The 25,056-nt window shown below is 68.0% G+C and carries 23 protein-coding genes; 11 read left to right on the plus strand and 12 right to left on the minus strand.

The features are described 5' to 3' along the window. The coding region (locus AWC08_RS36150; RefSeq protein ID WP_178132177.1) for a PE family protein at positions 1–3,913 on the plus strand (3,913 nt) is incomplete at its 5' end. Positions 3,914–3,943: 30 nt separating this feature from the next. Here the strand turns inward: AWC08_RS36150 and AWC08_RS11505 are convergent. Next, positions 3,944–5,080 (minus strand): cellulase family glycosylhydrolase, encoded by a 1,137-nt coding sequence (locus AWC08_RS11505; RefSeq protein WP_065132254.1) that lies wholly within the window; start codon positions 5,078–5,080, stop codon positions 3,944–3,946. Between the two features lie 228 nt (positions 5,081–5,308). Here AWC08_RS11505 and AWC08_RS38135 point away from each other — a divergent pair, with 228 nt between their 5' ends. Continuing rightward, positions 5,309–5,605, plus strand: coding sequence for a hypothetical protein (locus AWC08_RS38135; RefSeq protein ID WP_232008026.1), 297 nt, complete (start codon positions 5,309–5,311; stop codon positions 5,603–5,605). Positions 5,606–5,628: 23 nt separating this feature from the next. Here the strand turns inward: AWC08_RS38135 and AWC08_RS11515 are convergent, their stop codons facing one another. The 3 genes from AWC08_RS11515 to AWC08_RS11525 are packed head-to-tail and all read right to left on the minus strand — an operon-like array spanning position 5,629 to position 7,353. Further along, a complete protein-coding gene (locus AWC08_RS11515) occupies positions 5,629–5,988 on the minus strand; it encodes a hypothetical protein (protein WP_065132253.1) in 360 nt (119 codons plus the stop codon). Between the two features lie 53 nt (positions 5,989–6,041). Further along, on the minus strand, positions 6,042–6,425 hold the full coding sequence (locus AWC08_RS11520; protein WP_065132266.1) for a YbjQ family protein: 384 nt from the start codon (positions 6,423–6,425) through the stop codon (positions 6,042–6,044). Between the two features lie 46 nt (positions 6,426–6,471). Continuing rightward, entirely contained in the window at positions 6,472–7,353 is an 882-nt protein-coding gene (locus tag AWC08_RS11525) for a helix-turn-helix domain-containing protein (protein ID WP_065132252.1), read from the minus strand. 55 nt (positions 7,354–7,408) lie between these two features. On the opposite strand from AWC08_RS11525, the gene AWC08_RS11530 reads away from it, so the two are divergent. Genes AWC08_RS11530 through AWC08_RS11550 form a run of 5 tightly spaced genes read left to right on the plus strand, consistent with a single transcriptional unit; the run spans position 7,409 to position 12,133 of the window. Next, the gene (locus AWC08_RS11530) at positions 7,409–8,686 is read left to right on the plus strand and encodes a sulfotransferase family protein (RefSeq protein ID WP_065132250.1); all 1,278 of its coding nucleotides are present in this window, start codon (positions 7,409–7,411) and stop codon (positions 8,684–8,686) included. 55 nt (positions 8,687–8,741) lie between these two features. Beyond that, positions 8,742–9,938, plus strand: coding sequence for an MBL fold metallo-hydrolase (locus tag AWC08_RS11535; RefSeq protein WP_065132264.1), 1,197 nt, complete (start codon positions 8,742–8,744; stop codon positions 9,936–9,938). Further along, positions 9,935–10,684: an SDR family NAD(P)-dependent oxidoreductase gene (locus tag AWC08_RS11540; RefSeq protein WP_065132248.1), complete on the plus strand. Its 750-nt coding sequence runs from the start codon at positions 9,935–9,937 to the stop codon at positions 10,682–10,684. The genes AWC08_RS11535 and AWC08_RS11540 overlap by 4 nt, the downstream gene beginning before the upstream one ends. A gap of 9 nt (positions 10,685–10,693) precedes the next feature. Then, positions 10,694–11,161, plus strand: a complete 468-nt coding sequence (locus AWC08_RS11545) for a VOC family protein (RefSeq protein ID WP_065132246.1) — start codon at positions 10,694–10,696, stop codon at positions 11,159–11,161. A 6-nt stretch (positions 11,162–11,167) separates the two neighbouring features. Further along, on the plus strand, positions 11,168–12,133 hold the full coding sequence (locus AWC08_RS11550; RefSeq protein WP_065132245.1) for an LLM class flavin-dependent oxidoreductase: 966 nt from the start codon (positions 11,168–11,170) through the stop codon (positions 12,131–12,133). 110 nt (positions 12,134–12,243) lie between these two features. Here AWC08_RS11550 and AWC08_RS11555 read toward each other — a convergent pair whose 3' ends face one another. Both AWC08_RS11555 and AWC08_RS11560 read right to left on the minus strand, forming a co-directional pair. Then, a complete protein-coding gene (locus tag AWC08_RS11555; protein WP_065132243.1) occupies positions 12,244–12,642 on the minus strand; it encodes a hypothetical protein in 399 nt (132 codons plus the stop codon). A gap of 10 nt (positions 12,643–12,652) precedes the next feature. Then, a complete protein-coding gene (locus tag AWC08_RS11560; protein ID WP_142283531.1) occupies positions 12,653–12,847 on the minus strand; it encodes a hypothetical protein in 195 nt (64 codons plus the stop codon). A gap of 72 nt (positions 12,848–12,919) precedes the next feature. Between AWC08_RS11560 and AWC08_RS11565 the strand changes: the two genes are divergently transcribed. Together AWC08_RS11565 and AWC08_RS11570 are read left to right on the plus strand one after the other, a co-directional pair. Continuing rightward, on the plus strand, positions 12,920–13,102 hold the full coding sequence (locus tag AWC08_RS11565) for a hypothetical protein (RefSeq protein ID WP_065132239.1): 183 nt from the start codon (positions 12,920–12,922) through the stop codon (positions 13,100–13,102). Positions 13,103–13,153: 51 nt separating this feature from the next. Continuing rightward, a complete protein-coding gene (locus AWC08_RS11570) occupies positions 13,154–13,540 on the plus strand; it encodes a DUF2237 family protein (RefSeq protein ID WP_065132237.1) in 387 nt (128 codons plus the stop codon). Between the two features lie 275 nt (positions 13,541–13,815). On the opposite strand, the gene AWC08_RS11575 is transcribed toward AWC08_RS11570, so the two are convergent. The 3 genes from AWC08_RS11575 to AWC08_RS11585 form a co-directional block, all read right to left on the minus strand. Further along, complete coding sequence (locus AWC08_RS11575) at positions 13,816–15,126, minus strand: M1 family metallopeptidase (protein WP_069434579.1); 1,311 nt, start codon at positions 15,124–15,126, stop codon at positions 13,816–13,818. Next, complete coding sequence (locus tag AWC08_RS11580; RefSeq protein ID WP_069434580.1) at positions 15,123–19,028, minus strand: Pls/PosA family non-ribosomal peptide synthetase; 3,906 nt, start codon at positions 19,026–19,028, stop codon at positions 15,123–15,125. The genes AWC08_RS11575 and AWC08_RS11580 overlap by 4 nt, the downstream gene beginning before the upstream one ends. Positions 19,029–19,151: 123 nt before the next feature. Continuing rightward, positions 19,152–19,520 (minus strand): hypothetical protein, encoded by a 369-nt coding sequence (locus AWC08_RS11585; protein WP_065132233.1) that lies wholly within the window; start codon positions 19,518–19,520, stop codon positions 19,152–19,154. A 560-nt stretch (positions 19,521–20,080) separates the two neighbouring features. Between AWC08_RS11585 and AWC08_RS11590 the strand changes: the two genes are divergently transcribed. Together AWC08_RS11590 and AWC08_RS11595 are read left to right on the plus strand one after the other, a co-directional pair. Next, entirely contained in the window at positions 20,081–21,613 is a 1,533-nt protein-coding gene (locus AWC08_RS11590) for a carboxylesterase/lipase family protein (RefSeq protein WP_085087810.1), read from the plus strand. Positions 21,614–21,624: 11 nt separating this feature from the next. Then, positions 21,625–22,608, plus strand: coding sequence for a D-2-hydroxyacid dehydrogenase family protein (locus AWC08_RS11595; RefSeq protein ID WP_069434072.1), 984 nt, complete (start codon positions 21,625–21,627; stop codon positions 22,606–22,608). Here the strand turns inward: AWC08_RS11595 and AWC08_RS11600 are convergent. Genes AWC08_RS11600 through AWC08_RS11610 form a run of 3 tightly spaced genes read right to left on the minus strand, consistent with a single transcriptional unit; the run spans position 22,577 to position 24,989 of the window. Then, complete coding sequence (locus tag AWC08_RS11600; protein ID WP_069434074.1) at positions 22,577–23,173, minus strand: TetR/AcrR family transcriptional regulator; 597 nt, start codon at positions 23,171–23,173, stop codon at positions 22,577–22,579. The genes AWC08_RS11595 and AWC08_RS11600 overlap by 32 nt on opposite strands. Further along, positions 23,161–23,934 carry an SDR family NAD(P)-dependent oxidoreductase gene (locus tag AWC08_RS11605; protein WP_069434054.1) on the minus strand — a complete coding sequence of 258 codons (774 nt, stop codon included), beginning with the start codon at positions 23,932–23,934 and terminating at the stop codon, positions 23,161–23,163. The genes AWC08_RS11600 and AWC08_RS11605 overlap by 13 nt, the downstream gene beginning before the upstream one ends. Then, positions 23,931–24,989, minus strand: a complete 1,059-nt coding sequence (locus AWC08_RS11610; protein ID WP_069434073.1) for an NAD(P)H-dependent amine dehydrogenase family protein — start codon at positions 24,987–24,989, stop codon at positions 23,931–23,933. The genes AWC08_RS11605 and AWC08_RS11610 overlap by 4 nt, the downstream gene beginning before the upstream one ends. Between the last annotated feature and the right edge of the window lie 67 nt (positions 24,990–25,056).

Here is a 25,056-nt window from a genome sequence, read left to right on the forward strand (position 1 = left end):
TCAGGGTGGCGGCGGCGGTGTCGGCGGCCAGGGCGGTACGGGTGCGGACGGGATCGACAACAGCGGCAACCCGGGAGCGTATGGCGGTCAGGGCGCTGACGGCGGCGCCGGCGGTGCCGGCGGTAAGGCCGGCGCTGGCGGCGCCGGTTCCAGCACGGGTGCCGCTGGGAAATATGGTGACGGCGGCACCGGCGGTACAGGTGGGGTCGGCGGCGCCGGCGGCAACGGCACGGCGGGGATTCCTGATGGCGCGGCCGGCGGTGCCGGGGGTGCCGGTGGAGCTGGCGGCGCGTCGGGGGCCGGTGGTCTGAACGGCGTCGGCGGTATCGGTGGCAACGGTGGCGGTGGTGGCAAGGGTGCTGCTGGAACCAGCGGAGTGGGCCTGGGCGCTAACGGGGGCGATGGTGGCAACGGCGGTGCCGGAGGTGCCGCCGGTGTTGGTGGTGCTGCCGGTAGCGGCGGGACCGGTGGCTTTGTGGGTAAAGCAGGTGTTGGTGGTACCGGTGGGGATGGCGGTGCTGGGGGCGCCGGTGACAACGCGAGCGGCACGATAGGCCAGGCCGGGTTCGCCGGCGGGCGGGGCGGTGCCGGTGGCGTCGGCGGTGGCGCAGGTGCCGGCGGGACCAACGGCAGCGGTGGCGATGGCGGTGCCGGTGGTACCGGAGGCACAGGTGGGCTCAGCATCACTAAGGCCGGTGCGGGTGGTGCCGGTGGTAACGGCGGCGCTGGCGGTGCTGCTGGCGGCGGTGCCGGTGCTGCGGGGCTCGGCGGTGATGGCGGCGACGCCGGCGCGGGCGGTAAGGGTGGCGACGGCCTTAGCGGCGGTTTCAATTCGGGTGTAGCCGGCGGGTTCGGCGGCGCTGGTGGTGCTGGTGGCACCGGTGGCGCCTCGGGCGGCCTTGGTGGTGTCAACGGTGACGGTGGCGCTGGTGGCGCCGGCGGCCTCGGCGGTTATGGCGGTTCGAGTACGACCGTCGCCGGAGTCGGTGGTGTTGGTGGTGCTGGTGGTGCCGGCGGTAATGCCGGCTTCGGTGTCGGCGGCGGAGGCGTGGGCGGTCGCGGCGGTCTCGGCGGAGATGGCGGGTTCGGTGGTGCCGGTATCGACGGCAGCGGCGCCGCAGGAGCACGTGCCGGTGATGGCGGTGCCGGCGGCGCCGGCGGCGCCGGCGGGGTCAATGGCACTGGTGGTGCCGGCGGGTCGGGCGGCGTCGCCGGCGGTGGTGGCGCCGGAGGCAGCGGCGTCGGTGGTGCCGTGGCTGGTGGCGCGGGCGGTGACGGCGGGACCGGTGGCGCAGCCGGGGCCGCGGGCGGCGGCGGGACCACAGGGGCCTGGGGCGCCGGTGGCACCGGGGGCATCGGTGGCGCTGGTGGTGCCGGTGCCCAGGGGGCTGCGGGTGCGGTGCCGGGGCAGTCGGGTGCCACCGGGTTCGCCGGTGGTGCCGGTGGTGCCGGTGGTGCCGGCGGTAACGGGGTTGGTCCCGGCTTGAACGGTTCTGGCGGCACCGGCGGTGCGGGCGGCCTTGGTGGCGCTGGCGGCGCGGGTGCCAGCGGTGTCGGCGTCGGGACAGCGGGTGCAGCGGGCGGTAACGGCGGCGCTGGTGGCGCGGCGGGTGCCGGTGGCGCCGCGGGAATCTTTGGAACCGGCGGGGCTGCCGGCAGTGCGGGTAACGGTGGTGCCGGTGGTGCCGGTGGCGCCGGTGGTGCCGGTGACAGCAGAGCGGCGGCAGTAACACCTGGTCAAACAGGTGCCACAGGTTTCAATGGCGGTGCGGGTGGCACCGGCGGTATCGGTGGTAGCTCCGGTGCCGGCGGCGTGAACGGCAGTGGCGGCCTGGGCGGCGCGGGTGGGGCCGGCGGCAACGGTGGAGCCGGAGCCAGTGGCGTCGGATCGTTGGTGGCGGGTGGCGCCGGTGGAGATGGCGGTGCCGGCGGTGCCGCGGGCGCTGGTGGCGCCGCCGGTACAGGCGGCACCGGCGGCAGTGCCGGGAATGCGGGCACCGGGGGTGCTGGCGGCAACGGTGGTGCAGGTGCCGCTGGCAGTGACGGCGTCTTTGCCGGTGCAACCGGGTTCGCCGGCGGACAGGGCGGCGCTGGCGGTATCGGTGGAAACGCCGCAGCGGGTGGTACCAACGGTGCCGGCGGTGACGGCGGCGTGGGCGGAGCCGGAGGGGTCGGTGGCGATGGCGGTATTTCAGGCGGCGTCGGCGGCGCAGGCGGAAACGGTGGTGCCGGCGGCGCGGCCGGTGCGGGTGCCGGGGCTGCAGCTCTTGCCGGTGACGGCGGCAACGCCGGCATCGGCGGTAAAGGCGGCGACGGCCTAGGCGCCGGATTCAACACCGGTGCGGCCGGTGGCGTTGGTGGCACCGGCGGTGCTGGTGGCACCGGCGGCAATTCCGGTGGTGCAGGCGGCCTCAACGGTGACGGTGGTGCCGGCGGTGCCGGGGGTCGCGGCGGTGATGGTGGATCGAGTCAGTTTGCCCCGGGCGCCGGTGGTGGCGGAGGGCTCGGCGGTGCCGGCGGCTCGGCGGGAAGCAACCTGTCTGGCGCCGTAGGGAACGGCGGTGCTGGCGGAGCTGGCGGTACGGGTGGCGGTGGCGGTGCCGGCATCGACGGCAGCGGTATCCAAGGTGGCACCGGTGGCGCCGGCGGGACTGGCGGCGCCGGCGGGCAAGCCACTAGCGCCGCTGGCAAGGCCGGCGACGGCGGCACCGGTGGCACCGGTGGTAATGGAGGGACCGGAGCCAACGGCAGCAGCGGCGGCCTCGGCGCCCCTGGCGGTGGGGCTGGCGGAAACGCCGGTGCCGGCGGGACCGGTGGCGCTGGAGGCGGCATCGGCGGGCGCAACGGTGACGGTGGCAACGGCGGTATCGGCGGTCGCGGAGGAGATTCCGTGCTGCCCCCGAGCGGTATCCGGCAGAACGGCGGAGACGGCGGAGCGGGCGGTGCCGCAGGATCAGCCGGTGCCAACGGCCTCAGTTCCGCAGGAAATAACGGCCACGGCGGCACCGGCGGTAACGGCGGAAACGGAAGCGTAGGCGGGTCGGGAGCCAACGGTGCGTCGCCAGGAGCTAACGGCAGTTTCGGGTCCCAAGGTGGCAATGGCGGAAAGGGCGGCGCGGGCGGCGCCGGCGTCAATGGTGTCGGCGGCGGTGATGGAGGGAAGGGCGGCACCGGTGGCACCGGTGGTGCCGGTGGTGCCGGCGCGGCGGGCAGCGACGGAATCAACCCCCAGGCTGGCGGAAACGGTGGCGTCGGCGGCTCGGGCGGCCTCGGCGGGGCCGGTGGGGCCGGCACCGATGGCGGGACCAACGGCGCAACCGGCACCTACGGCAACGGCGGCGTCGGCGGCGCGGGAGGCAACGCAGGACATCCCACAACAGCGGGAGGTCAGACCGGGGTCGCGGGAGGGAAGGGTGGCGCCGGTGGCTTCGCCTTCGGAAACGGTGTCGGCGGTACCGGCGGGGCCGGCGGCACAGGTGGCAACGGCGGTAGCGGCGCCATCTTCATCAACGGCGGAGCCGGTGGGGCTGGTGGTGCTGGCGGTGCAGGTGGCGGAACCGAAAACGGTACCGGCGGCATTGGTGGCGCCGGTGGTACCGGCGGAATCGGCGGCAACGGCGACACCATCTTTACCTCCGGCGGGCCCGGCGGCGCCGGCGGCTTAGGTGGCGCCGGAGGCAGCGCAACCGGATCCGGCTCTGGCGGTGTCGGCGGCACAGGAGGCACCGGCGGGCTCGGCGGTAATGGCAAACAGGGCGGTTCTGGCGGCGACGGCGGCAACGGCGGCAACGGCGGCTCGGGTGTCATCGGCGGCTTCGGCGGCGCCGGAGGATTCGGCGGCACTGGTGGAACGGGCGCAGGAGGCAGCCCGGCGGACAGAGGCGCAGACGGTAAAGCTGGTAACCCGGGCTGATCCGCGCGTTGGGCGGACGGGCCAAGCCGTTCACTCGCGGTCTTGCCCCGTTGCCAGCTTGCGGATTGTCTGGACCTCGCCATCGGCGAATGGCCGCCCGTCGGGCTGTAGCAAGTCGGCGAACCACTGTTTGGGCACTGCCGTCGCCGGATGATCCCATGAACTCCACGGAAAATAGGTCTGGGTCTTACCCGCGACCAGCCCCCAGTTCAACGCACCCACGTTGTGCCGCCTGGCAATCGGCAGCACGCCCTGCACCGTGCTGCCCAGTGAGCGAGCCAGATACTCGGTGCAGATGATCGGGCGCCCGAGTGGCTCGAGTTCGCTGATGCGGCCCTCAAACTCTTCCGGCGGCGCGTAGCTGTGGAACGTGATCACGTCGGCGTTGTCGAGCTGGATGCCGGCGATCGCGCTGCGCCTACCGGGATCGCCCCAATTGCCCTGCCAGACACCACTTGTCAACGGCTGCACCGGATCGACCGCCCGTGCCCAGCGAAACACCTGGGGGAGCAGGGCCGCGACCCGGTCCAATTTGTCCTTGCGCTCCACCTTGCGATACTCGCGGGCCGGATTGTCGGGCTCGTTCCACAGGTCCCACCCCAGCACGCGGTCGTCGTTGCGAAACTGGCTCAACACCCCGGTGACGTACTCCTGCATCACAGCGGCGTAACGCGGGTCGTCGAGGTGCTCGGCGCCCGGACCCTGCACCCATCCGGAGTTGTGCACGCCTGGCCGGGGTGCCCGCTGCCGGCCGATGCGGGGGAACGGGTCCCAACAGGAGTCGAACAGCACGAAGAGCGGCTTGATCCCGTGCCGCGCAGCTATTCCAACGAATTGCGCCAGCCGGGCTTGAAACCCTGCCCGGTCCGCCGCCCAGAGCTGGTCGTGCAGAAACACCCGCACAGTGTTGAACCCGTGGAATCGGGCCGCGCCCAACTCGTTGTCGATGCGCCGCGGGTCATAGGTGCCCGCCTGGAACATCTCGAGCTGGTTGATCGCAGTCGAGGTGACGTAGTTGACTCCGACGAGCCAGCCCTGCGCCTGATACCAGTTGTGCGCACGGTCGGCCGGCCACCGGCCCGCCTCGGCTGACGCCCGGGGCGTCCGGGTCAATACCGTGCCGGCTGCCAGCGCCAGCGGCAGCTTCAGAGCGGTTCGACGTTGCACCAAGCGACGGTAAGTGCGGACGGGCGCAACCCGCCCCGCGGCATACCGGCCCGCGACACTTTGAGGGTGGAAATTGTTATCCCGCTGTCACTTTGGGGGTGAGTGGGCTAGCTGCGCAGCTTGCGTCCGTAGTTGTCGGTGACGCTGCCGGTGAAGACCATGATGGCATCGACGAAGCCCCAGATGGCGACAGCGAGCAGCACCGGTAGACCGATGATGCAGAACACGGTGAAGATCAGACCGGGCAAAACCGAGGCACAACTGAATCACCGCGATCTGGGTGGACTCAGGCTAGAAGCGGCCGACGCCGAACGTGCCGAAGAACAGCTGAAGCAGGGCGGTCGTGGAAGATATGTCCGACAGCGGCATCCCGGTGGCCGGATCGCGTCCGAACGGCGCCTGCGGGTCGACGGCGTAGCCGGGGTATTGCGGGACGGACGGGTACTGAGGCGGAGGTGGCTGGTAGCCGTACGGCTGCTGCGGTTGCTGCCCCCAGGGCGGCTGTGGCTCGGGGTTTCCGGGTAGTTCGGTGTTCCCATCGGCTTTACCTAGCCACTTACGATCAGCGGAAGCGAGATCATGCCCGCCCCGCCGGTCACCACCAGCACCCAGCGGCCGTCGACAGGCAGGGTGACCTCGATCGGGAATATCGCGAAGCCGAGTTCGGCGGTGGTGGCGGCCTCGGGCAACTCGAATTCGATGTTCAACGGCTCGTCGTCGGTCGGCGGCCTGATCTCGACGTCGACACGCCGCTCCGGGCTGCCTGTCTCAGCCTGGGTCAGTACTACTAGCAGGACCTGAGCCAGCCGATCGTCCTCGACCGTGAATCGCAGAAGCACGCCGCCCGAGACGTTGAGTTTGTTGTCCGTCGCCGAAGCAGCTTCGGCCAGGAAGGCCCCGACTATCACTGGGTGAAACTACCGCTCCCGCCTGAGACGAGCACGCCCGAGGGGCCACCCGGCTACTGCTGTGGCTGCGGCGCGCCGCCGTACCCGAGCTGCGAGGCGGTGTAGCGGGCGCCGTCGGTGACCGGCACCGCCTGGACCGCGGTGCCGTAGGCGCAGATCTCGGTCCACACGTCACCGAGTTCGGTCGTGTCGAAGCGCATCGCGACGATGACGTTGCCGCCCTTGGCGCGCGCCTCGTTGATCAGCCGGGCCATCGCCTCATTACGGCTCTCGGCCAGGTTCTTGGTCATGCCCTGCAGCTCGCCACCGAACATCGACTTGAAGCCGGCACCGAACTGCGCGAACGCATTTCGGGACCTCACGGTGAGTCCGAAGACTTCGCCGCACACACGCTGGATTTCCCAACCGGGGATGTCATTGGTAGTGACGACGAGCACCGGCATGCCTTCCTGTCAGGTGGACGGGGTCGATTCCCGCTGCAGGCTACCGCGGGCACCCGATATCTCGGGCCGCGGCACAGACCTTGTCGCCGAGGTCTGCGACCTGCGCACCGCTCAGTTCGGTGAACGGTGCGGCGCTGACCGACATGATGACGACCCCGTCGGCGTCGAAGACGGGAGCGGAGATGGTGGCGATGTTGTGCAAGCCGGCTTCGGCGAACTCGGCGGCCAGGATGTCGATCACCGTCAAGTCGGCCAATGCGCGGGCCAGCCGCACGGTGATGGCGTCGGGTTCCCCGTCGGCACCCAGTGCGCGCAGTGCAGTGTAAACTCGGATGTACTCGCGGCTGAGACGTTCGATGACGTAACCGCGCTCGCGAATCTCGTTGAGAATCAAACTCATTCGGCGTGACATGGCGGTCGTCGGCTTGCCCATGCCCGCCAACCAAGAGCGCTGGGCGGCGGTGGAGCTCCACGCGATGTAGTCGCGGCCGAAGGGCGCGACCAGCGGCATCCGTAGTCCCCGCTCGACGTGCACCCCCGATGCGGTTTCGCCCGCACTGTCGATCACCACGATCGAATTGCTCTCCCGCCGGGCCAGGAAGACCTGCGCCCCGATCGATTCCGCCAGGCTCTGCAGTATTCCGTGGTGCCTCAACTCGGGGGCCGGTGTGCTCAGCGACGCGATGCCGGGGCCCCACGTGTAGGCGCCGGTTGCCGCGCGCACCACCCACTGCCGGCCCGCCAGCGTGCTCATGATCGCGTGGCCGGTGGCCCGGCTGATGCCGAGTTCCCGACTGATCTCGGCGAGAGTGAATCCGCGCGTCGGTTGAGAAGCGAGCAGCTCCATGATGGCGACCACTCGCTCGGTGGGAGGGGAAGCGGGTTGACGTTGCGGGGCGCACCCGTCTAGCGTTGCCGTCATATTTTCGAACTCTATATCGATTATTCGACATAGGAAAAGGCTCGGGAGTGCATCGGTGAACGCTGCGGACGTCGGGACCACGGACGGTGACCAGATCGACTTCGACGATCTGACGTCGCCCCGCTTGACCGACGTCCAGCGCCAGATCCTGGAGTTCACCGAGAGTCGTCACATCGAGTTCGACCTTGATGCGATGCTCGCCGAGGCCCGCGACGGCGCAGGCGCCTCGGACCTCGGCGAAACCGACGGCTTCACCGATCGGCTCGGTGCGCACGTCGCCGCCATTGAAAGCGACGACGGGCTGCGTCAACTCTCGCGATCCACCTTGCGGCAACGAGTCGTGCGGTTGTTACGCAACCGGTTGTCGTTGACCGACCTGATCAAGCGGTATCCCGAGATCGAGTCGATCCCGATCGAACGGCCGATCATCGTTGTCGGGATGCCGCGCTCGGGCACCACTCACCTGGTGAACCTCATCGCCGCTGACCGCCGACGGCGTGCGCTGCCGTACTGGGAGAGTCAGGAACCGATACCGGCCCCCGGCGAAGGCCCCGACATCTTCGGTGTGGATCCTCGCTACACGCGATGCAAGCAGGAGCACGACGCACTCATGGCCAGCGCCCCGGTGGTGGCCGCCATGCACGACCGTTTCCCGGAGGCGATCGAGGAGGAGGTCGAGATCCTCGACCTCGACCTGGCCTCCTATGTGTTGGAATGGCATGCGAGGGTGCCGGATTGGCGTGATTACTACCTGGGATTGGATCAGCACCGGCACTACCGATATCTGCGAAAGGTGCTGCAGGCGCTCACCTTCCTGCGCGGCCCGCGCACCTGGGTGCTCAAGAGCCCGCAACACTGCGAGCAACTCGGTCCGCTGATGGCGACGTTCCCCGACGCTACGGTCGCGTTCACCCACCGCGATCCCGTTGCGGTGATCCAGTCGGCGATCACCATGATGGCCTACTCCGACCGGCTGCGGCGGACCAGCATCGACCCGGGCTGGCTGTTGAACTACTGGACCGACCGTGTGCACCGATTGTTGAGCGCGTGTGTGCGGGACCGCGACCTGGTGCCGGCCGAACGTAGCGTCGACATCGGTTTCCATCAGCTCAACGGCAACGAAATATCGTTGCTGACCGAGCTTTACCGCCGCAGCGGAGAAGAACTGACCGACAAGGTGCGCCGACAGTTCCAGCAGTACCTGGACGGCAACCCGCGTGGCAAGCACGGCCGGATCCGCTACGACCTGCAGCGTCACTTCGGCATCTCGCCCGACGAACTCCGCGCGCGATTCGACTTCTACTTCGACAGATTCGACGTCCGCGCCGAATGAAGGAGAAACAGTGACATCCGAACCCGTGTACCGAAGCCGCCCCGGCGCCGATGCCATGCGCCCGGCATCCGCCGAGCGGGCCGAGGAGATCGCCCCTGGGATCTGGTGCTCGCCGGGATTGTCGAACGCCTACCTGCTTACCACCGATCAGGGCCGGGTGATCGTCAACACCGGCATGGGTTTCGAGGGCCCGGTACACCGGGCCAACTTCGATGCCGTCGACTCCGCACCGGTGCGCTACATCATCTTCACCCAGGGCCACGTCGACCATGTCGGTGGACTGGACAGCGTCCGCGACCCCGATACCACCGTTGTCGCACAAGCGAACTGGAAGATCTGGCGCGACGACAACGAGCGTCTCATCCCATATCGGGCCAGCCGCAGCGCGTTCGCCTTCAAGGACACCCTGGCCACCGGCATCCAGGCCATCCAACAGCGTCTCGGCACCAAGAAGTTACCGGCGCAGAGTGTTCCGTCGGTCGATCTGGACTTCGAGGACACGCTGACCCTGCAGGTGGGGACCCGCCGGCTGGAACTCATTGCCGTGCCCGGCGGCGAAACCAACGACTCGCTGGTGGTGTGGCTGCCCGATGAGGGAATCTGCTTGTGCGGAAACACATTCGGACCAATTTTCGGGCACATCCCCAACCTGGTCACCATCCGCGGCGACCGGTACCGCGACGCCCTGACGGCCATCGCCTCGGTGGAACGGGTGCGTGAGTTGCAGCCCGAGATGTTGGTCACCGGCCATTTCGACCCGATCACTGGTGCCGAGCGCATCAACTCCGAGCTGACCCGGCTTCGCAACGCGATTGCGCACATTCATGACCAGACCGTCGCCGGCATGAACGCCGGCAAGGACGTTAGTGCGCTGATGCGTGAGGTTACGCTGCCGCCGGAGCTCGACGTCGGTCAGGGCTATGGCAAGGTCGCCTGGGATGTGCGGGCCATCTGGGAGAACTACTCCGGATGGTTCCATCACCGCTCGACAACCGAGCTGTATCCGGTCGGGTTCGGCGAAGTGGCCACTGACATCGTCGAACTCGCCGGCGCCGACGCACTCGTCGATCGCGCCCGCGCCCACCTGTGCGCGGGCCGCCCGCTGCACGCCATCCACCTCGCCGAACTGGTCACCCGCGACCACCCGGGCGCACGCGAAGTGCTCAGAGAAGCCCACGAGGAACTGCTGGCTACCAGCGAAAACTTCTGGGAGACAGCCTGGCTCAAGCAACAGATTGCGAGCAACTCATGACGGCACGGGTCAGCTTCGACTTCACCGGTACCACGTCACTGATCACCGGAGGCACCAGCGGCATCGGCCACGGCATCGCCACCCTGTTCCGCGACGCCGGCGCCGAGGTCACCATCACCGGAACCAAAGCTGGCGCAGCCGAATACGAGACGGATCTCGCTGGCATGACCTATCGCCAATTGCAGATCACCGAGCCGGACTCCGTTGACGCCTTGACAAGGACATTCGGCGAACTCGATGTGCTGGTGAACAACGCGGGTGCGAATTTCCCCGGGGGACTGGACGAGTCGAAGCCCGATGGGTTCCAGGCGTCAGTCGAGCTCAACCTGACCGGGCCGTACCGGTTGACCGTCGGGCTGCGCCGCGCGCTGCAGGCATCGACGGCCGCGGGTGGTGCCAGCGTGGTCAACCTCGCGTCGATGTCGGCGCTGCGCGCCGTCCCGCTGGTGCCCGGTTACGGCGCCGCCAAAGCCGGAATCATCTGTGTAACAAGAAACCTTGCCGTGAAGTGGGCGCCGTTGGGCATCCGGGTGAACGCCGTAGCGCCGGGCGCCATCGACACCCCGATGACCGCGCCCATGCATTCGGTGACGGAGCTCATGGACGCCGAGCTGGCGCATATCCCCCTGCACCGCTTCGGGTCGGTTCAGGAGATCGCGCCCACGGTAGCCTTCTTGTGCACCCAACAAAGCAGCTACACCACCGGTGCGGTGTTCGTCGTCGACGGCGCATCCGACTGCATCTGAGGACTTACTATGGCGCTCGCACTTCAACCGGCAGACCTCTACCACATCGGCATCGTGGTGCCCGATCTCGACGCTGCGATGGCCCGGTTCACCGAACTGGCGGGCTACGGGTGGATCAAGCCGATGAAGTACACACTGCCCTTTCGTACCGTCGCTGGAACCCGCGACCTGACTTCCAACTTCGTCTACTCGTTGGAAGCGCCACACCTGGAGCTGATTCAGGAGGTGCCGGGAACGCCGTGGGTGGCGGCCCCCGGCAACGCCGTGCACCACCTGGGCTACTTCGCCGACAACCTCGCCGAGACGGCCACGATGCTGGAAGACAACGGGTTCTCCTTGGAGATGACCGCCGATGTGCCCGGTTCGAAGCTGGCGATGTTCGCCTACTACGTCGACGCCGGCGGCACCCGCATCGAGGTCGTCGACCGCGCGCTCTTCCCCGATTTTCCCGCCTTCCTGCAGTCCCAGGCCCAGTAGCCGACCATGATCCTGACGGTGCTGCGGTTCAACTTCGCCTCCCCCCAGGGAGATCCGCGAAAACAGAGCGAGTTGCTCACCGCGGCACTGGAATTGGCGCAGTGGGGTGAATCGCACGGCATCACCACGGTCAGCGTCGACGAGCACCACGCCACCGGGCATGGCTGGAGCTGCAACCCGATCATGGCCGCGGCGATGTTCCTGGCCCGAACCTCGACCATGATCGCCAGCGTCGACTGCGCGCTGGGGCCGCTGTGGAACCCGGTCCGCCTCGCCGAAGACATAGCCCTGGTCGACAACATGAGTCGCGGCAGGCTGCACACCACCGTCGGGCTGGGCTATCGCAGCGTCGAATTCGATTCGCTCGGTGTGGATTTCAGCCGGCGCGGGCGGCTGATGAACAGCCTGGTCGAGCGGATGCTGACGGTCTGGTCCGGCGCTGAGCCGGGCGTGTGCACCGGAACCTGGACCAAACCGCATCCACCGTTGTATGTCGGCGGCGGCTCGCTTGCCACCGCTCGTCGTGCCGCGCGGTTCCGTCTGCCACTGAGCCTGGCCGACCACCTGCCCGACGTCGCGGCGCACTACCGGGAACTGTGCGCCGAAGCCGGCATCAAGCCGTTCGTCATCATGCCCGGCCCGGTCAACCGCGGGATGATCTACCTGCACGAGGATCCGGACCGCGCCTGGGCGGAGCTAGGCGAACACATCTTGTGGGAAGCCGTCACCTACGGCGGATGGTCGGCCGACGAGCGCTCACTGATGCACTTGCCCGGCGTGCAGACGCTCGAGCAGGTCAAGGCTTCTGGGCGATACCGGTTTCTGACGCCGGATCAGCTGATCGCCGAGTTCCGGGCGGCCGACTATTACGGCCCGATCGTGCTGCATCCGCTGGTCGGCGGGATGCCCGTCGAGGAGGCGTGGAAGTCGGTGCAATTGCTCACCGACGTTGTGCTACCCGCGCTGGCCTGACGCCAAGGATGCACGCCGCGGCCCCGCGAGCGTGCGCGTGTTGCCACGGACACGCCGTGGCGGCTGGCATTTAGCGGTCGCTCGCGCCCACAAGGCGCTCGCGCCAAATATCAGAGCCCGAATGAAGGCGGCGACGGCGGCGGCGCGAACTCCGTCACCAGCACCGGAAGCGAGATAGCCCCAGTGCCGCCGGTCACCACCAGCACCCAGCGCCCGTCACTAGGCAGGCGTAGTTGCAGCTCGAAGAATGCGAACCCCGGAAATTCGGCAACCGACGCTTCGGGCACCTCGAACTCCAGCCGGATCGGGTCGTCGTCCGTCGGAGGCCGCATCTCGATCTTGACCATCCGGTCGGTGCTACCCGGCTCGGCCTGGGTCAGCACCACCAGCACAAACCGGGCTGACCGATCGGGGCCGAGCGCGAATCGGGACAACACCCCGCCCGACACATTGAGCTTGTTGTCGACGACAGCCGCCGCATCGGCCAGAAAAGCGCCCGTAAGTATCACGCCGCTGAACCTAGTCCATCTGGGCGGCCCACCGCATATGCCCCTCGAAGCCCGGGGCCTCCGCCCAACTGAAGTATCGCTGCCAGCCGATCACCCGCGGCCTGGGCTTCGGCCACGTCATCGTCGGTGCCGCGGTTGCGCAGAGCATCAACCAGCAGGCCAGTGATATCCGCACTTGTCCGCAGGCGAGCAATAGCTCGATCATCGCTTGCTCCGACCGCTCGAACCGAAGCTGCTGGCACATGTCGCGGCTTTCGGGCAGCATCTGTGATCGGCGGTGCTGGTCGGCCGCATCGCCCTGGCACACCAACGCCGAACCCGGGACGTACTTGATGCTGCCGAGGACGCTGTCATCAGCGGACGCATGGGCAACCCGCAAGGCGTGTTCGAGTGGGGGTCCGCGGAGGACGAGGCCGGCACCATCTCGCCCGATCCCCTGCTGACCGCGGTCACCTTTTGAAGACCTCCAGAATGTCTGCGATGCAACGCCACAAGGCGCGATACTGGGGCCATGCCTGATCGCAACGTGCTCGGTGGCCCGTTGGAACCGTGCGGCAGTGAGCCGCTCACCGGCTTCTACCGTGACGGCTGCTGTTCCACCGGGGACGAGGACCGCGGACTGCACACCATCTGCGCCGTCGTCACCGCCGATTTTCTTGAGCACCAGCGATCGATCGGCAACGACCTGTCAACACCGGTGCCCGAGTACCGTTTTCCCGGGTTGTTGCCGGGCGACCGCTGGTGCGTCACCGCCCGCAACTGGCTGCGGGCCCACCGCGAAGGCTGTGCCGCTCCGGTGGTGCTGGCCTGTACCCATGAGCGCACCCTCGAGGTGGTGCCGCTCGAGGTCCTGCAGGAGCACGCCGTCGATGTGCCCGACGACCTGGCGAATCTGTAGCTAAGCGACTCGTTCGCAAGGTCCTCGGGGTCCCGCCATTCCGCTGCCGGAGCGGGCGGTCAGTATGCCGCGGCGGGAGTGCTTCGGCCGCTGATCGCATTTAGTGTGCGCATGTGGCTTCCACTGTGCGCTGGTGGCGCCGCTTTTGGCGTGTCGCCGCCGTGGACGCACGCTCGATCAGACGAGCCGCCCAGGACCCACAGTCAATATCGGGCACGCGACCACGGGGCAATCCGAACGACCCATTGACCCCCGACGATTTATGGGCGCGACCGCTAAGGGACTTCGGTCGAGTACAGCCAGGCATCCCACAGCGGACGCAGCGACTCGTCGCTGTAGTTGGCCGCCAGCCCGGTGAAGTCTTCGGTGATCGCGGTGCCGTGGCGGTACCGGGTCGTCCAATCCTTCAGCAGCGCAAAGAATTTATCGTCACCCAGCTGTCCCCGTAGCGCATGCAGGGTCAGTGCGCCCCGCTTGTACACCCGGTCGTCGAACATGGCTTGGGGTCCAGGATCGGCAAGCAACAGATCTTGGGGCTTCTGGCGCAGCTGGTCGTGGTGGTAACGGGCCAGCGCGTCACAAGAACGCCCGCCGCTGCGCTCCGACCACAACCACTCGGCATACGACGCAAACCCTTCGTGCAGCCAGATGTCCCGCCACCGGCGCGCGGTCACCGAGTTGCCGAACCACTGGTGCGCCAACTCATGCGCGATCAGCCGCTCACTGGCTCGCGTGCCGGTGCAGTGATTGGCGCCGAAGATCGAAATGCCCTGCGCCTCAAGCGGAATCTCCAGCGCGTCATCGGTCACCACGACGGTGTACCCGTCGGCCAGTGGATAGGGCCCGAACAATTCGATGAACAACTCCATCATGTCGGGCTGGCGCGCGAAGTCGTGGTCGAAATTGTCCTTGAGACGCGCCGGCAGCGCGGCCCGGATCGGCACCGGTGTTCTGGCGAGCCGGACCTGCTCGTACACCCCGATCTGCAGCGTGACGAGGTAGGTCGACGTCGGCTCCGGCTGCTCATAGGTCCACACGGTCTGCGACGCCCGCGCCCGAGACGACACCAGCTTGCCGTTGGCAATCGCCCGGTAGGCGCTCTCGGTGCTGATCTGGATCCGGAAGGCGGCCTTGGCGCTGGGATGGTCGTTGCAGGGGAACCAGGAGGCGGCCCCGTTGGGCTGCCCGGCGACCAGGGCACCGTCGGTCAACTCTTCGAATCCCACCTCGCCCCATAGTGTTCGGAGCGGCCTGGGGTTGCCGCCGTAACGGATCACCACCGACATCGCGGCGCCCGTAGGCAATTTCGAGCCCAGTACGATGCGCAACTTGCCGCCCCGGCAGCTGAAGCGGGCGGCGCGTTTGCCGTTCACCGAAACGCGGGACACCGACAGCGCATTCGATAGGTCAAGGGTGAACTCACCCAACTCGACCGACGTCACCGCGGTGATGGTCGCGGTACCGGAGAGCCGGTTGATCGCGACCTTGTATTCGAGGTCGAGTTCGTAGCGTGACACCGTGTAGCCGAAGCTGCCGTTCTGGGGCAGGTAGGGGTCCACACCCAGCTGCTTGGCCGGAGACTTCACGCGGCATTGTCCTTGACGTCCGCCGCTTCCTTGCGGCCCTTCTTCCGGGGCACCCACGGCCGGACCGGATTGCCTTGCCAGCGTGTCGATCCGGGCACTTCGTCGCCGCGCACCACCAGCGAAGCCGGGCCGACGGACGCTCCGGCGCCAACCCGCGCGGCGGGCAGCGCGACGCAGTGCGGACCGAGGGTGGCGCCCGGTTCCAGCACGACGGTGTCCATCCGCATGATCCGGTCGTGGAACAGGTGGGTCTGCACCACACAGCCGCGGTTGACGGTGCTGCCCTCGCCGAGGGCGACCAGGTCCGCCTCCGGCAGCCAGTACGTCTCACACCATGTCCCGCGCCCGACGGCGGCACCCAGGCCACGCAGCCACAGGTTCATCACCGGCGTGCCGCTGGCGGCGCGCGCAAACCAGGGCGCCGCAACGGTTTCCACGAACGTGTCGGCGAGCTCGTTGCGCCACACGAACGACGACCACAGCGGGAACTCGCTCGCCCTGATCCGCCCGACCAGGATCCACTTCGCCAGGACCGTCACCAATCCCGCGACTGCGCCCGCGGCCAGCAGTACCAGGCCGCCGGACAGCGCGGCCCACCATATCCCGACAGTGATTGTCAGCGCCTGCAATCCGCCCAGCACCGCCACCCCAATCGCCACCGTCACCACCACCGGCAGCAGTCGGCAGATCTCCACCGCGGCCCGCATCACCTTCAAGCGCCGGGGCGGGCTGTACGTCGTCTCCTCATCCGCCTCGGCGGGCCGCCGGCGCAGCCGCATCGGCGGACTGCCCAACCATGACGACCCCCGCTTCGCCTTCGGTGGCGTCGCCGACAACACCGCGACCAAACCATCGTCGGGAACCCGGCGGCCCGGCTGGGTGATACCCGAATTGCCCAGGAATGCGCGCCGGCCGACGGTGGTCTCGGCCGCATAAATCCAGCCCCCGCCAAGCTCATACGAGGCGACCATGGTGTCGTCGGCCAGGAATGCGCCGTCCTCGATGACGGCGAACTTGGGGGTGAGCAAGACCGTGGAGATCTCGGTGCCCCGACCCACCCTGGTGCCCAGGATGCGCAGCCATACCGGGGTGAACAGGCTGGCGTACAACGGGAACAGGTAGTTGCGCGCCGCGTCCATCAGGCGTTCTGTGGTCCACAGTTGCCAGCCCACGCGGCTGCGCACCGGGTGATACCCCTCGCGCAGCCCGATCGACAGCACCCGCACCGCCACCACCGTCACCACCGCGTAGGCCGCGAACCCGGCCAGTGCCGCCAACGGCGTCCACAGCAGCGCCGGCAGCACCGCCTGCGACAGGGTGCGGGTGTGGTGGACGGCCAGCCCGATGATGGACAACCCGGCGATCAAAGCCAGCAGCGGCAGCCCGGCCAGCGCCAGTGACGTCAACCCGTACCCCGCCACCCAGTACGATTTGCGCGCCGGCCGCTCGTCGGGCCACGGGTGATTCACCCGGCCGGACTTCGCCGCCGGCGAACCCTTCCAATACTGGCCGTTCTTGATCTTGTCGGTCACGCCCGAACCCGGCGCCACGTCCGCGTTCTTGCCGACGACCGCGCCGGGCAGCAGGGTGGTGCGGGCCCCGATCGTCGCGTCGTTTCCGATCGTGATGGCGCCCACGTGGAACACGTCCCCGTCCACCCAGTGCCCGCGCAGGTCCACTTCGGGTTCGATCGCGCTGCGCTGACCGACGGTCAGCAGACCTGTCACCGGTGGCACCGAATGCAGGTCCACGCCTTTGCCGATCTCAGCGCCCAGCGCCCGGGCGTAGTAGACGAGCCAGGGTGCGCCGGCCAGGTTTTCCGCGCCACCGGCTTCGGCCAGTCGTTCGGCCAGCCACACCCGAAGGTGCACCGAACCACCGCGGGGATAGCTGCCCGGCTTGACGTTCCACAGCAACAGCCGGGCGAACAGCACCGCGGTGCCCATCCGGCCCAGCGGCGTGACGAACAGGAGGAACGCGATCCCCACCCACCACCAGCTCACCGCCACGGTCCAGGGCACCAGATGCAGAGCACGGGCAATGTTGTTCCCCAATGCCAGCCAGGTAATCCACTGCAGCGCAGACAGCGTGGCCAGCGGCACCGCCAACACGGTCTGTATCAGCTGGGTCAGGCGCGGAGTCGGCTTCACCACCCGCTCCTCCACCCGCGGCGGTGGGCCGAACTCGTCGAGAAAGCCGGCGAGCGAACCCAGCCGGGGGTGGTCGTAAAGGTCGGCGACGGTGATCTGGGGATACTGCTGCCTCAGGGTGGAGACCAACTGCGCGGCGGCCAGAGATCCGCCCCCCAGGGCGAAGAAGTCGGCTTCCTCACCGGTTACGTTGGCGCCCAGCAGATCCCGCCACAATTGCGCCAACCGGCCCGCGGTGCCGGCCAGGGCGGGCGCTTCCTCGGTGTCGGTGCTTCCCGGCGGCGGCCACGGCAACGCGTCGCGATCGACCTTGCCCGACGTGCGGGTGGGCAGATCCTCGATGAGCACCAGCCGCGGCACCAGTGCCGCGGGCAGATGTCCGGCAAGTTCGTTGCGCGCCTTGACGATATCGAACGACGGGTCCGCGCTCACCACATAGCCGACCAGCACGGCCGTGCCGGAAGCGGTGCGGCGAACCGCGGCGGCGCCGCCGCTGACGCCGGTCAGGTTGACCAGCGCAGCGTCCACCTCGCCGAGCTCGATGCGCCGGCCGCCGACCTTGACCTGGTCGTCGGCGCGGCCGCAGAAGTACAACCCGTCTTCTTCCAGCCGCACCAGGTCCCCGCTGCGGTATGCCCGCTTCCAGCCGAGTGTCGGCATGGCCGCATACTTTTCGGCGTCCTTGTCTTCGTCGAGGTAGCGGGCCAGGCCGACGCCGCCGATCACCAGCTCGCCCGTCTCGCCGTAGCCGACCTGGCCGCCCTCGGCGTCGACCACGGCCAGGTCCCATCCCCGCAGCGGCAGTCCGATGCTGATCGGGCCGGATCCGTCGAGTCGGGCGGCACAGGCCACCACGGTGGCCTCGGTGGGGCCGTAGGTGTTCCAGACTTCGCGACCCTCTTGCGCGTTCTGAGCCAGCCGCTCGGCAAGTTCCGGCGGGCACGCCTCGCCACCGAAGATCAACAGCCGCACCGCTTCCAGCGCTTCGGCGGGCCACAGCGCCGCCAGCGAGGGCACCGTCGAGACCACGGTGACGTCTCTGGTGACCAGCCAGGGTCCAAGATCCATCCCGCTGCGCACCAGCGACCGCGGCGCCGGAACCAGGCAGGCGCCGTGCCGCCACGCCAGCCACATCTCCTCACACGACGCGTCGAATGCCACCGATAACCCGGCCAGCACCCGGTCACCGGGCCCGATCGGGCTGTCCTGGCAAAACATCTGCGCTTCGGCGTCCACGAAGGCGGCGGCGCTGCGGTGGCTGACCGCTACCCCTTTCGGAGTGCCGGTGGACCCGGAGGTGAAGATGATCCACGCGTCATCACGGGCCAGCGGGGCCTCGGCCCGCCAACCCCGGCTTGCGCCCTGGGTGCGCTGGATGCCCTTGTCGGTGATGACGGCGACGACGCCGGCCTCCCCGAAGACCAGTTCGGCCCGCTCGTCGGGATCGTCGGCGTCCACCGGCACATAGGCGGCGCCGGCGGCCAGCACGGCAAGGATCGCCGTGTAGAGCGAGTAGTTGCCCGACGGCATCCGGATCCCGATACGGTCGCCGCGTCCGATACCGCGGGCGGCCAGCCAGGCGACGCTGTCGGTCATGTCCTCGATCAGCTCGCTGTAGGTGAGCTGGACCTCGCCGTCGTCGATCGCGGCGGCGTCCGGGTAGCGCGCGGCGGTGGCCCGGATGATGTCGATCAGCGTGCGCGGACTCGGTGCGTCAGCCGACAGCAGGTACTGCGCGGGGATCTCGGGCACTCAATAGTTCTACGCGAGCAGACCTACGCGCGCCCGTCTGGCCGCTAGGGCGAGTCATGCCGCTCATCTCTGCACAGCGCAGTCACGCGTGTTCTCCCTGATGAAGGTGGAGTTCCCCAGAAATCATGCCGCACCGCGGGACCTGCTTCCCGACTCCCGCGAGGCAGGCCCGAGGCCGGCGGCGTCGATCCGGCGCTGAATCTGCGGCAGACTGATCCAGCGGTAGGTTCCGGCGTCGAGCACGGCGGCCCAGTCTTCCCAGCCGTCGAGGGCGGATTCCACCTCGGTCAGTAAGACGTTGGACCGGGTGATGGCAATTCGATGGTTACGGTCGGCTCGGCGAGCGTCTGCGACGACCGCTATCAGCTGGCCGGTTCCGTCGTCGAGCCGCTCTTCGTCGGGGGGTGCCGAGCTGGGTCGGAAGCGCAGATGGAAACGCTTTCCCGCACTATCGAGAAAGTACCAGGCTTGAGCGAAGTCGATTTCTGCCATAGTTCCTCATCTGTCGCTGTGGTGTCCGCGTGCAACGACCGGACCGGGCCTACTCGCAATTCGACGATTTGTTCACTGCGGCAATATGTTCCGCCTCTTCATGGTTGCGGGTCTGCAGTGATGGGCGGCGTATGGCTTGGCCCGATGCCCGAGTCGTTCACGAAATCGACTGTAGCACTGTGAAATCGGTGTAACCGGGATGCCGAAGCAGTACTCCAACATGCCCTGCATGCAGGGCAGGCATTGCCGCCTTACGGTGACGTTTTCGAGGCGAAAAATGTTGAATTCGAGATGATTTCGTTAGCTGGTCGCCTCGCGCAACCGCTTGCGATCTGCTAGGCGGGGATCCGCTATCGGGCTCGGTTGACCATCGGGTCGCTGGTCAGGCGATCGGTGAACCGATTGCACACGTGGTCGCAGTGAATTGCAGCACCCTTGCTCCCACACTGTGGCAGTCTTCACCGGAATCAGCTCGATGTGCGCATCCCGCGGCGGCGCGGGCCGCGGGGGATAGTCTCGATTCAGTTTGACAGTGAAGAATCGTGTACCGAGGTGAGCCGATGGACCCGGAAGTAGCCACGGAGTCGGGCGTCGTGCGTGGGCGGCGCCTGCGCGATGTCGACCTATGGCGGGCTATTCCCTACGCGGCGCCTCCCGTCGGTCCGCTGCGCTTCCGTGCCCCGCAACCGGTGCCGGCCTGGACGGGTGCGTTCGACGCGACCCGATTCGGTCACGCCGCCCACTCCCACCGGCTCAGCTCCCCGTTGGGCCTGTTGAAACGCCAACTTCAGCATGAGGACTGCCTGACACTGAACGTCTGCGCCCCGGCCGAACGCGCCGCCGCACCCTGTCCGGTGCTGGTGTTCATCCACGGCGGCGGTTATTTCGAGGGCACCTCCGCGCTGCCGGTGCACGACCCCAAGCCGCTGGTCCGCAAATTCGGGGTGGTGGTCGTCGGAATCAACTACCGGCTCGGCGGTCTGGGCTTTGTCGACTTCTCGCAGTACTCAACCGAGTTCGAGTCCAATCTCGGTCTACGCGACCAGGTGGCGGCGCTGAAGTGGGTGAGCCGCAACATCGCGGCATTCGGCGGAGACCCGGACAACATCACCGTGTGGGGCCAGTCCGCCGGAGCCAGCGCGGTCCTGAATCACTTGGCCATGCCGGCCACCAGGGGACTGTTTCACCGCGCGATCGCGCAGAGTCCGGTAGCCGATGCGGTGCGTACACCCGAGCAGGCCGCCGAGACTGCCCGGCGGTGCATCGCGGCGCTGGACGCCGACCCGGCCACGGCCGCCGACGTCCTGCGCAACGCGCCCGCCGCCGCGATCACCAGTGCAGCGATCCAGGTGATGCTCAAGGCGGCACGCGAGGTTCCGTGCCAGATGACGCTCGCTCCCGTCATCGACGGCGAGTTCCTGCCCGAGGACCCGACGGCGACGATCGCGGCCGGCCGCGCCCACCGCGTGCCCCTGCTCATCGGATCGATGCGCGACGAGCTGGGCCACGCGGGCTGGGGGCCGGTGCGGCGGGTGGTCGACATCGTTCCCACCACACCGGGGCGGGTGGACCGCATGTTCGCCGCGACCGATCCGGACGCGCAATCGCGGGTTCTGGCGCACTACCCGGATTATCCGAGCCGGCGCGCACTGACCCGGTTGGCGTCTGACTGCTTCTTCGTGCGGCCGACAGTCGCGGTGGCCGAGGCACACGCCTGCCACGCCCCGACCTACCTCTACCGCCTCGACTACGCCCCGCCGGTCTTGCGATGGATCGGGATGGGCGCTATCCACGCCACCGACGTGCCGCTGGTATTCGGCTGCGAGATACCGGAATTGCAGGCACTCACGCTCGTCGGGCGCCGGCGGTATCGCTGGATGAGCGACTGGGTGCAGCAGCGCTGGGTCGAGTTCGCCAGGACCGGGACGCCGGGCTGGCCGCCGTATTCCGCTGACCAGGCGACCCTGGTCATCGACGACCCCGATCCGCACCTGGTCCCGGGACTGCACCGCAGCATGTGGGAGGCATGGCGGCACTACGCGGGACCGCAGCGGGGGGCGCGCTTTCCGGCAGCACACCAGGACCGCCACTGATGCCAGAACGCCTGCCGCAGGTGGCGATTCTCGACGACTACGCAAGGGTCGCGCTGGAACTCGCCGATTGGTCCCCGGTGCAGAAGCTGGCCGAGATCACCGTTTTCGACCGGCACCTGTCGCAAGCCGAGGCGGCAGAGGCGTTGCGGCCCTTCGACGCGCTGTGCACGCTGCGGGAGCGAATGGCATTGCCGCGCGGGCTGATCGAGCGGCTACCGAACTTGAAGCTGATCACCATCGTCGGCCGGAGCCTGCCCAACCTGAACATGGCCGCCGCCACCGAGCGCGGTGTCCTGGTCGCGCACTCGAACTTCGCTCACCCCCGGTTTGCGGCGGTGCGCGACGCGACGCCGGAACTGGCATGGGGACTGATGATTGCGACGGTGCGCCACCTGGCCGAGGAGCACCGGGGCATGCGCGCGGGCGGTTGGCAGACGACGACTGGGATGACGCTGCACGGTAAGACGCTGGGACTGCTCGGCTTGGGTCGCGTCGGCCGGCGGATGGCGCAGTACGCCGAAGTCTTTGGCATGGAGGTGATCGCGTGGAGCCAGAACCTCACTGACGAGGCCGCAGCGGCGGCCGGCGCCCGGCGGGTCGACAAGGCGGCGCTGTTCGCGGAATCCGATGTGGTCTCCATCCACGTGGTGCTGTCGGCACGCACCCGAGCTCTGGTCGGTGCGGCCGAGTTCGCCCTGATGAAGCCGAACGCCTTTCTGATCAACACATCTCGCGGCCCGATAGTCGATGAGCAAGCCCTGATCGGAGCGCTGACGGCCAATCGCATCGCGGGCGCCGGACTCGATGTCTTTGACACCGAGCCACTTCCGCCCGAGCATCCGCTGCGCACACTGCCAAACGTCACACTGACGCCGCACCTCGGTTACGTAACTCGCGAAATGCTGGGTGCCTTCTACGCCGACACCGCCGAAGCGGTGGTGGCCTGGCTGAACGGCACGCCGGTCAGGATCGCGAACCCCAGTACGGACTCTTGATCGCCTGCAAAGCCTCGGTGACGTACAGGTCCAGCGACCGTGTTCCGGATTGGCGTATCCAGCGCTGAAAAGCGAAATCACCTGCCGCAAAACCAAGTTGAACCAGTAGACCGGGACGGATATCCACGTCGGGGTCGCTGCCCATACGTTCGGCGATCAGTTTGACGGCTCGTTCCTTATCGGCCGGCGTGTAGATCGTGACCTTCCCGAGCAGTTGCGGCGCGACCAGCAGCGCTTCGCGCCACTCCTCGCTTTCCACGTCACCGAACGAACGCGTGCGGGTGATGATGGCGTTGATCAGCGCCACGTCCGGCGCCTCGCCGGCCGGGCGTTGCTCCAGCAGGTTCACCACCTCGGCGCCGCCATCGCGGATGGGACCCAGCAGCAGTTCATCCTTCGTCGGCACGTGCCGGAAGAAGGTGCGCGGCGAAACACCTGCGGCAGTGGCTATTTCCTCAGTGGTCACGGCGTCGTAGCCCCGCTCGACGAACAGCCGGAACGCCGCCCGCCGAATGTCGGCGCGGACCTGTGCGCGCTGGCGGTCGCGCAAATTCATCGGAAGCAGCCGATTCCGCCGTCGACGTGGATGGTCTGCCCGGTGATGAAGGTTGCGTCGGGGCCGAGCAGGAACGCCACCAGTGCGCCCACGTCGGTGCGGACGTCGCCGATGCGCTTCATGGGCACCCGCCGCACCGCCTTGGCGTAATCGTCGGGTGCGAACTGCTTCCACAACTTGACGCCGTCGGATTCGGCGAAAGGGCAGATGACGTTCACGCGGATGTTGTCGCGTCCCCATTCCAGGGCAGCGACCTTGGACAGCCCGCGGATGCCCTCCTTGGCCGCGGCATAACCGCCCCATTTGGGTTCGCCACCGGTTCCGGTGCCCGAGCCCAGGTTCACGATCGAACCACCACCCGCCGCCGCCATCAGCGGATGCACCGCCTGCATGAGCAGGAACGTCGCGCGCGGCCCGACTTCGTAGCCCAGGGCCAGGTCGTCGACGGTGATGTCGACGAAGCGCTTGGGCTCATTGGTGGCGATCGCATTGTTGACCAGGCCGTGCACGGCGCCGAAGGCGTCGACCGCCGACGCCACGATCCGCCGCGCGCTGTCCGGGGCACGCAGGTCGGCGACCAGCATCTCGGCCGGGCCGATCTCCTTGAGCTCGGCGGTGGTGGCCTGCAATGCGTCGCCCTGAATGTCCACCACCAGCACCGCCGCGCCGCGCTCCAGCAGGGCGGCGGCGACGCCCTTGCCGACGCCCTGGGCCGCGCCGGTGACGATCGCGACGTGTCCGCGCAGCGATTCGGGATGGGAATAGCTCATGCGCGTCCGGCGATGAGCGGCAGATCCAGGTAGGTCTTGATGCCCGGTTCCGCGGGGCAGACGTAGGGGATGGCGTTGACGCAGTGGTTGGCGGTGGCCACCACACCCGGATTGCGTTGCAGGCCTTCGGCGATCGTCTGCGGTTGCAGTCCCTTGAAGGTCAGGCTCACACTGGGGTCGCCGGTGATCTCGACCTCGAAGCGTTCGCCCTGCTCGCCGAATTCCCAGGCCGGTTCCAGGTTTTCCTCGCCCATCAGCCAGTTGACCGCCGCGGTAATGACCGGCTCTCCGTCGGAAAGCGCTTGCCAGCGGAACCGGCGCGCGGCCACCGTTCCGGGGGCGATGGTCATCGGTTCGTAGTCGATGTCACCGGTTGCGACAGCGATGTCCTGGATGGTCCTGATGTTGGGTTCGATGCGAAAACCCATGGTGTCGGCGATCATTCGCACCGACTGTTTGAATCCCGCTTCGAGCAGACTTGCCATCGGGCCCTGCATCGCTTCCTCGGGCGTCCCACCGAATCCCATGATGTGGCGCACCACATCCGGCGCGTTGTAGGTGCGGATGTCGGAGAACTCCTCGGCACGCACATGCGTGACCGCCGAGGACAGTGAGGACACCATGAGCGGGAAACGCTCCGTGATGCCGCCGGGGTGGATACCCGACCCGTGCAGCGTGACGCCGGCGTCGGCCGCGGCATCGGCGATCGCCCTGACGCGTGGGTTATCCAGGTCGGGGTACACCCAGCCGACCGGGGTGACGACATTCTTGCCGGATCGCAGGATCGCGATCACCTCTTCGTCGTTGGGGACCAGCGGGCTGTACATCACACAGTCGGCATCGATCGCCAGCACCTCGTCGATGCTGGTGGTGGCGGTGACACCCAATGCCCCGCGGCCGAGGATGTCCCCGACGTCGATGCCGTTCTTCTGTGCGCTGTGCACCCAGCAGCCGGCCAGTTCGAGTTCGGGATGGTTGAGCACGCACTCGATGGCGGCCTTGCCGACGCCACCGGTTGCCCACTGAATGACACGGAACTTGGTGGGGCTACTCATCGGCACCTCCGGGCACATGGTGGCAGATTGTGACTTCTTGACAGTAACTGTCAGCGCCCATCCTGCG

It is taken from the genome of Mycobacterium gordonae (assembly GCF_002101675.1).
GTDB classification, from domain to species: domain Bacteria; phylum Actinomycetota; class Actinomycetes; order Mycobacteriales; family Mycobacteriaceae; genus Mycobacterium; species Mycobacterium gordonae.

Bases quoted from the DNA above. Each gene is read 5' to 3' on its own strand.
- AWC08_RS11550 (WP_065132245.1), top strand. From the start codon at position 11,168: ATGATCCTGACGGTGCTGCGGTTCAACTTCGCCTCCCCCCAGGGAGAT.
- AWC08_RS11610 (WP_069434073.1), bottom strand. From the start codon at position 24,989: ATGAGTAGCCCCACCAAGTTCCGTGTCATTCAGTGGGCAACCGGTGGC.
- AWC08_RS11570 (WP_065132237.1), top strand. From the start codon at position 13,154: ATGCCTGATCGCAACGTGCTCGGTGGCCCGTTGGAACCGTGCGGCAGT.
- AWC08_RS11560 (WP_142283531.1), bottom strand. From the start codon at position 12,847: ATGATCGAGCTATTGCTCGCCTGCGGACAAGTGCGGATATCACTGGCC.
- AWC08_RS11540 (WP_065132248.1), top strand. From the start codon at position 9,935: ATGACGGCACGGGTCAGCTTCGACTTCACCGGTACCACGTCACTGATC.
- AWC08_RS11585 (WP_065132233.1), bottom strand. From the start codon at position 19,520: ATGGCAGAAATCGACTTCGCTCAAGCCTGGTACTTTCTCGATAGTGCG.
- AWC08_RS11525 (WP_065132252.1), bottom strand. From the start codon at position 7,353: ATGACGGCAACGCTAGACGGGTGCGCCCCGCAACGTCAACCCGCTTCC.
- AWC08_RS11605 (WP_069434054.1), bottom strand. From the start codon at position 23,934: ATGAGCTATTCCCATCCCGAATCGCTGCGCGGACACGTCGCGATCGTC.
- AWC08_RS11545 (WP_065132246.1), top strand. From the start codon at position 10,694: ATGGCGCTCGCACTTCAACCGGCAGACCTCTACCACATCGGCATCGTG.
- AWC08_RS11590 (WP_085087810.1), top strand. From the start codon at position 20,081: ATGGACCCGGAAGTAGCCACGGAGTCGGGCGTCGTGCGTGGGCGGCGC.
- AWC08_RS11535 (WP_065132264.1), top strand. From the start codon at position 8,742: ATGCGCCCGGCATCCGCCGAGCGGGCCGAGGAGATCGCCCCTGGGATC.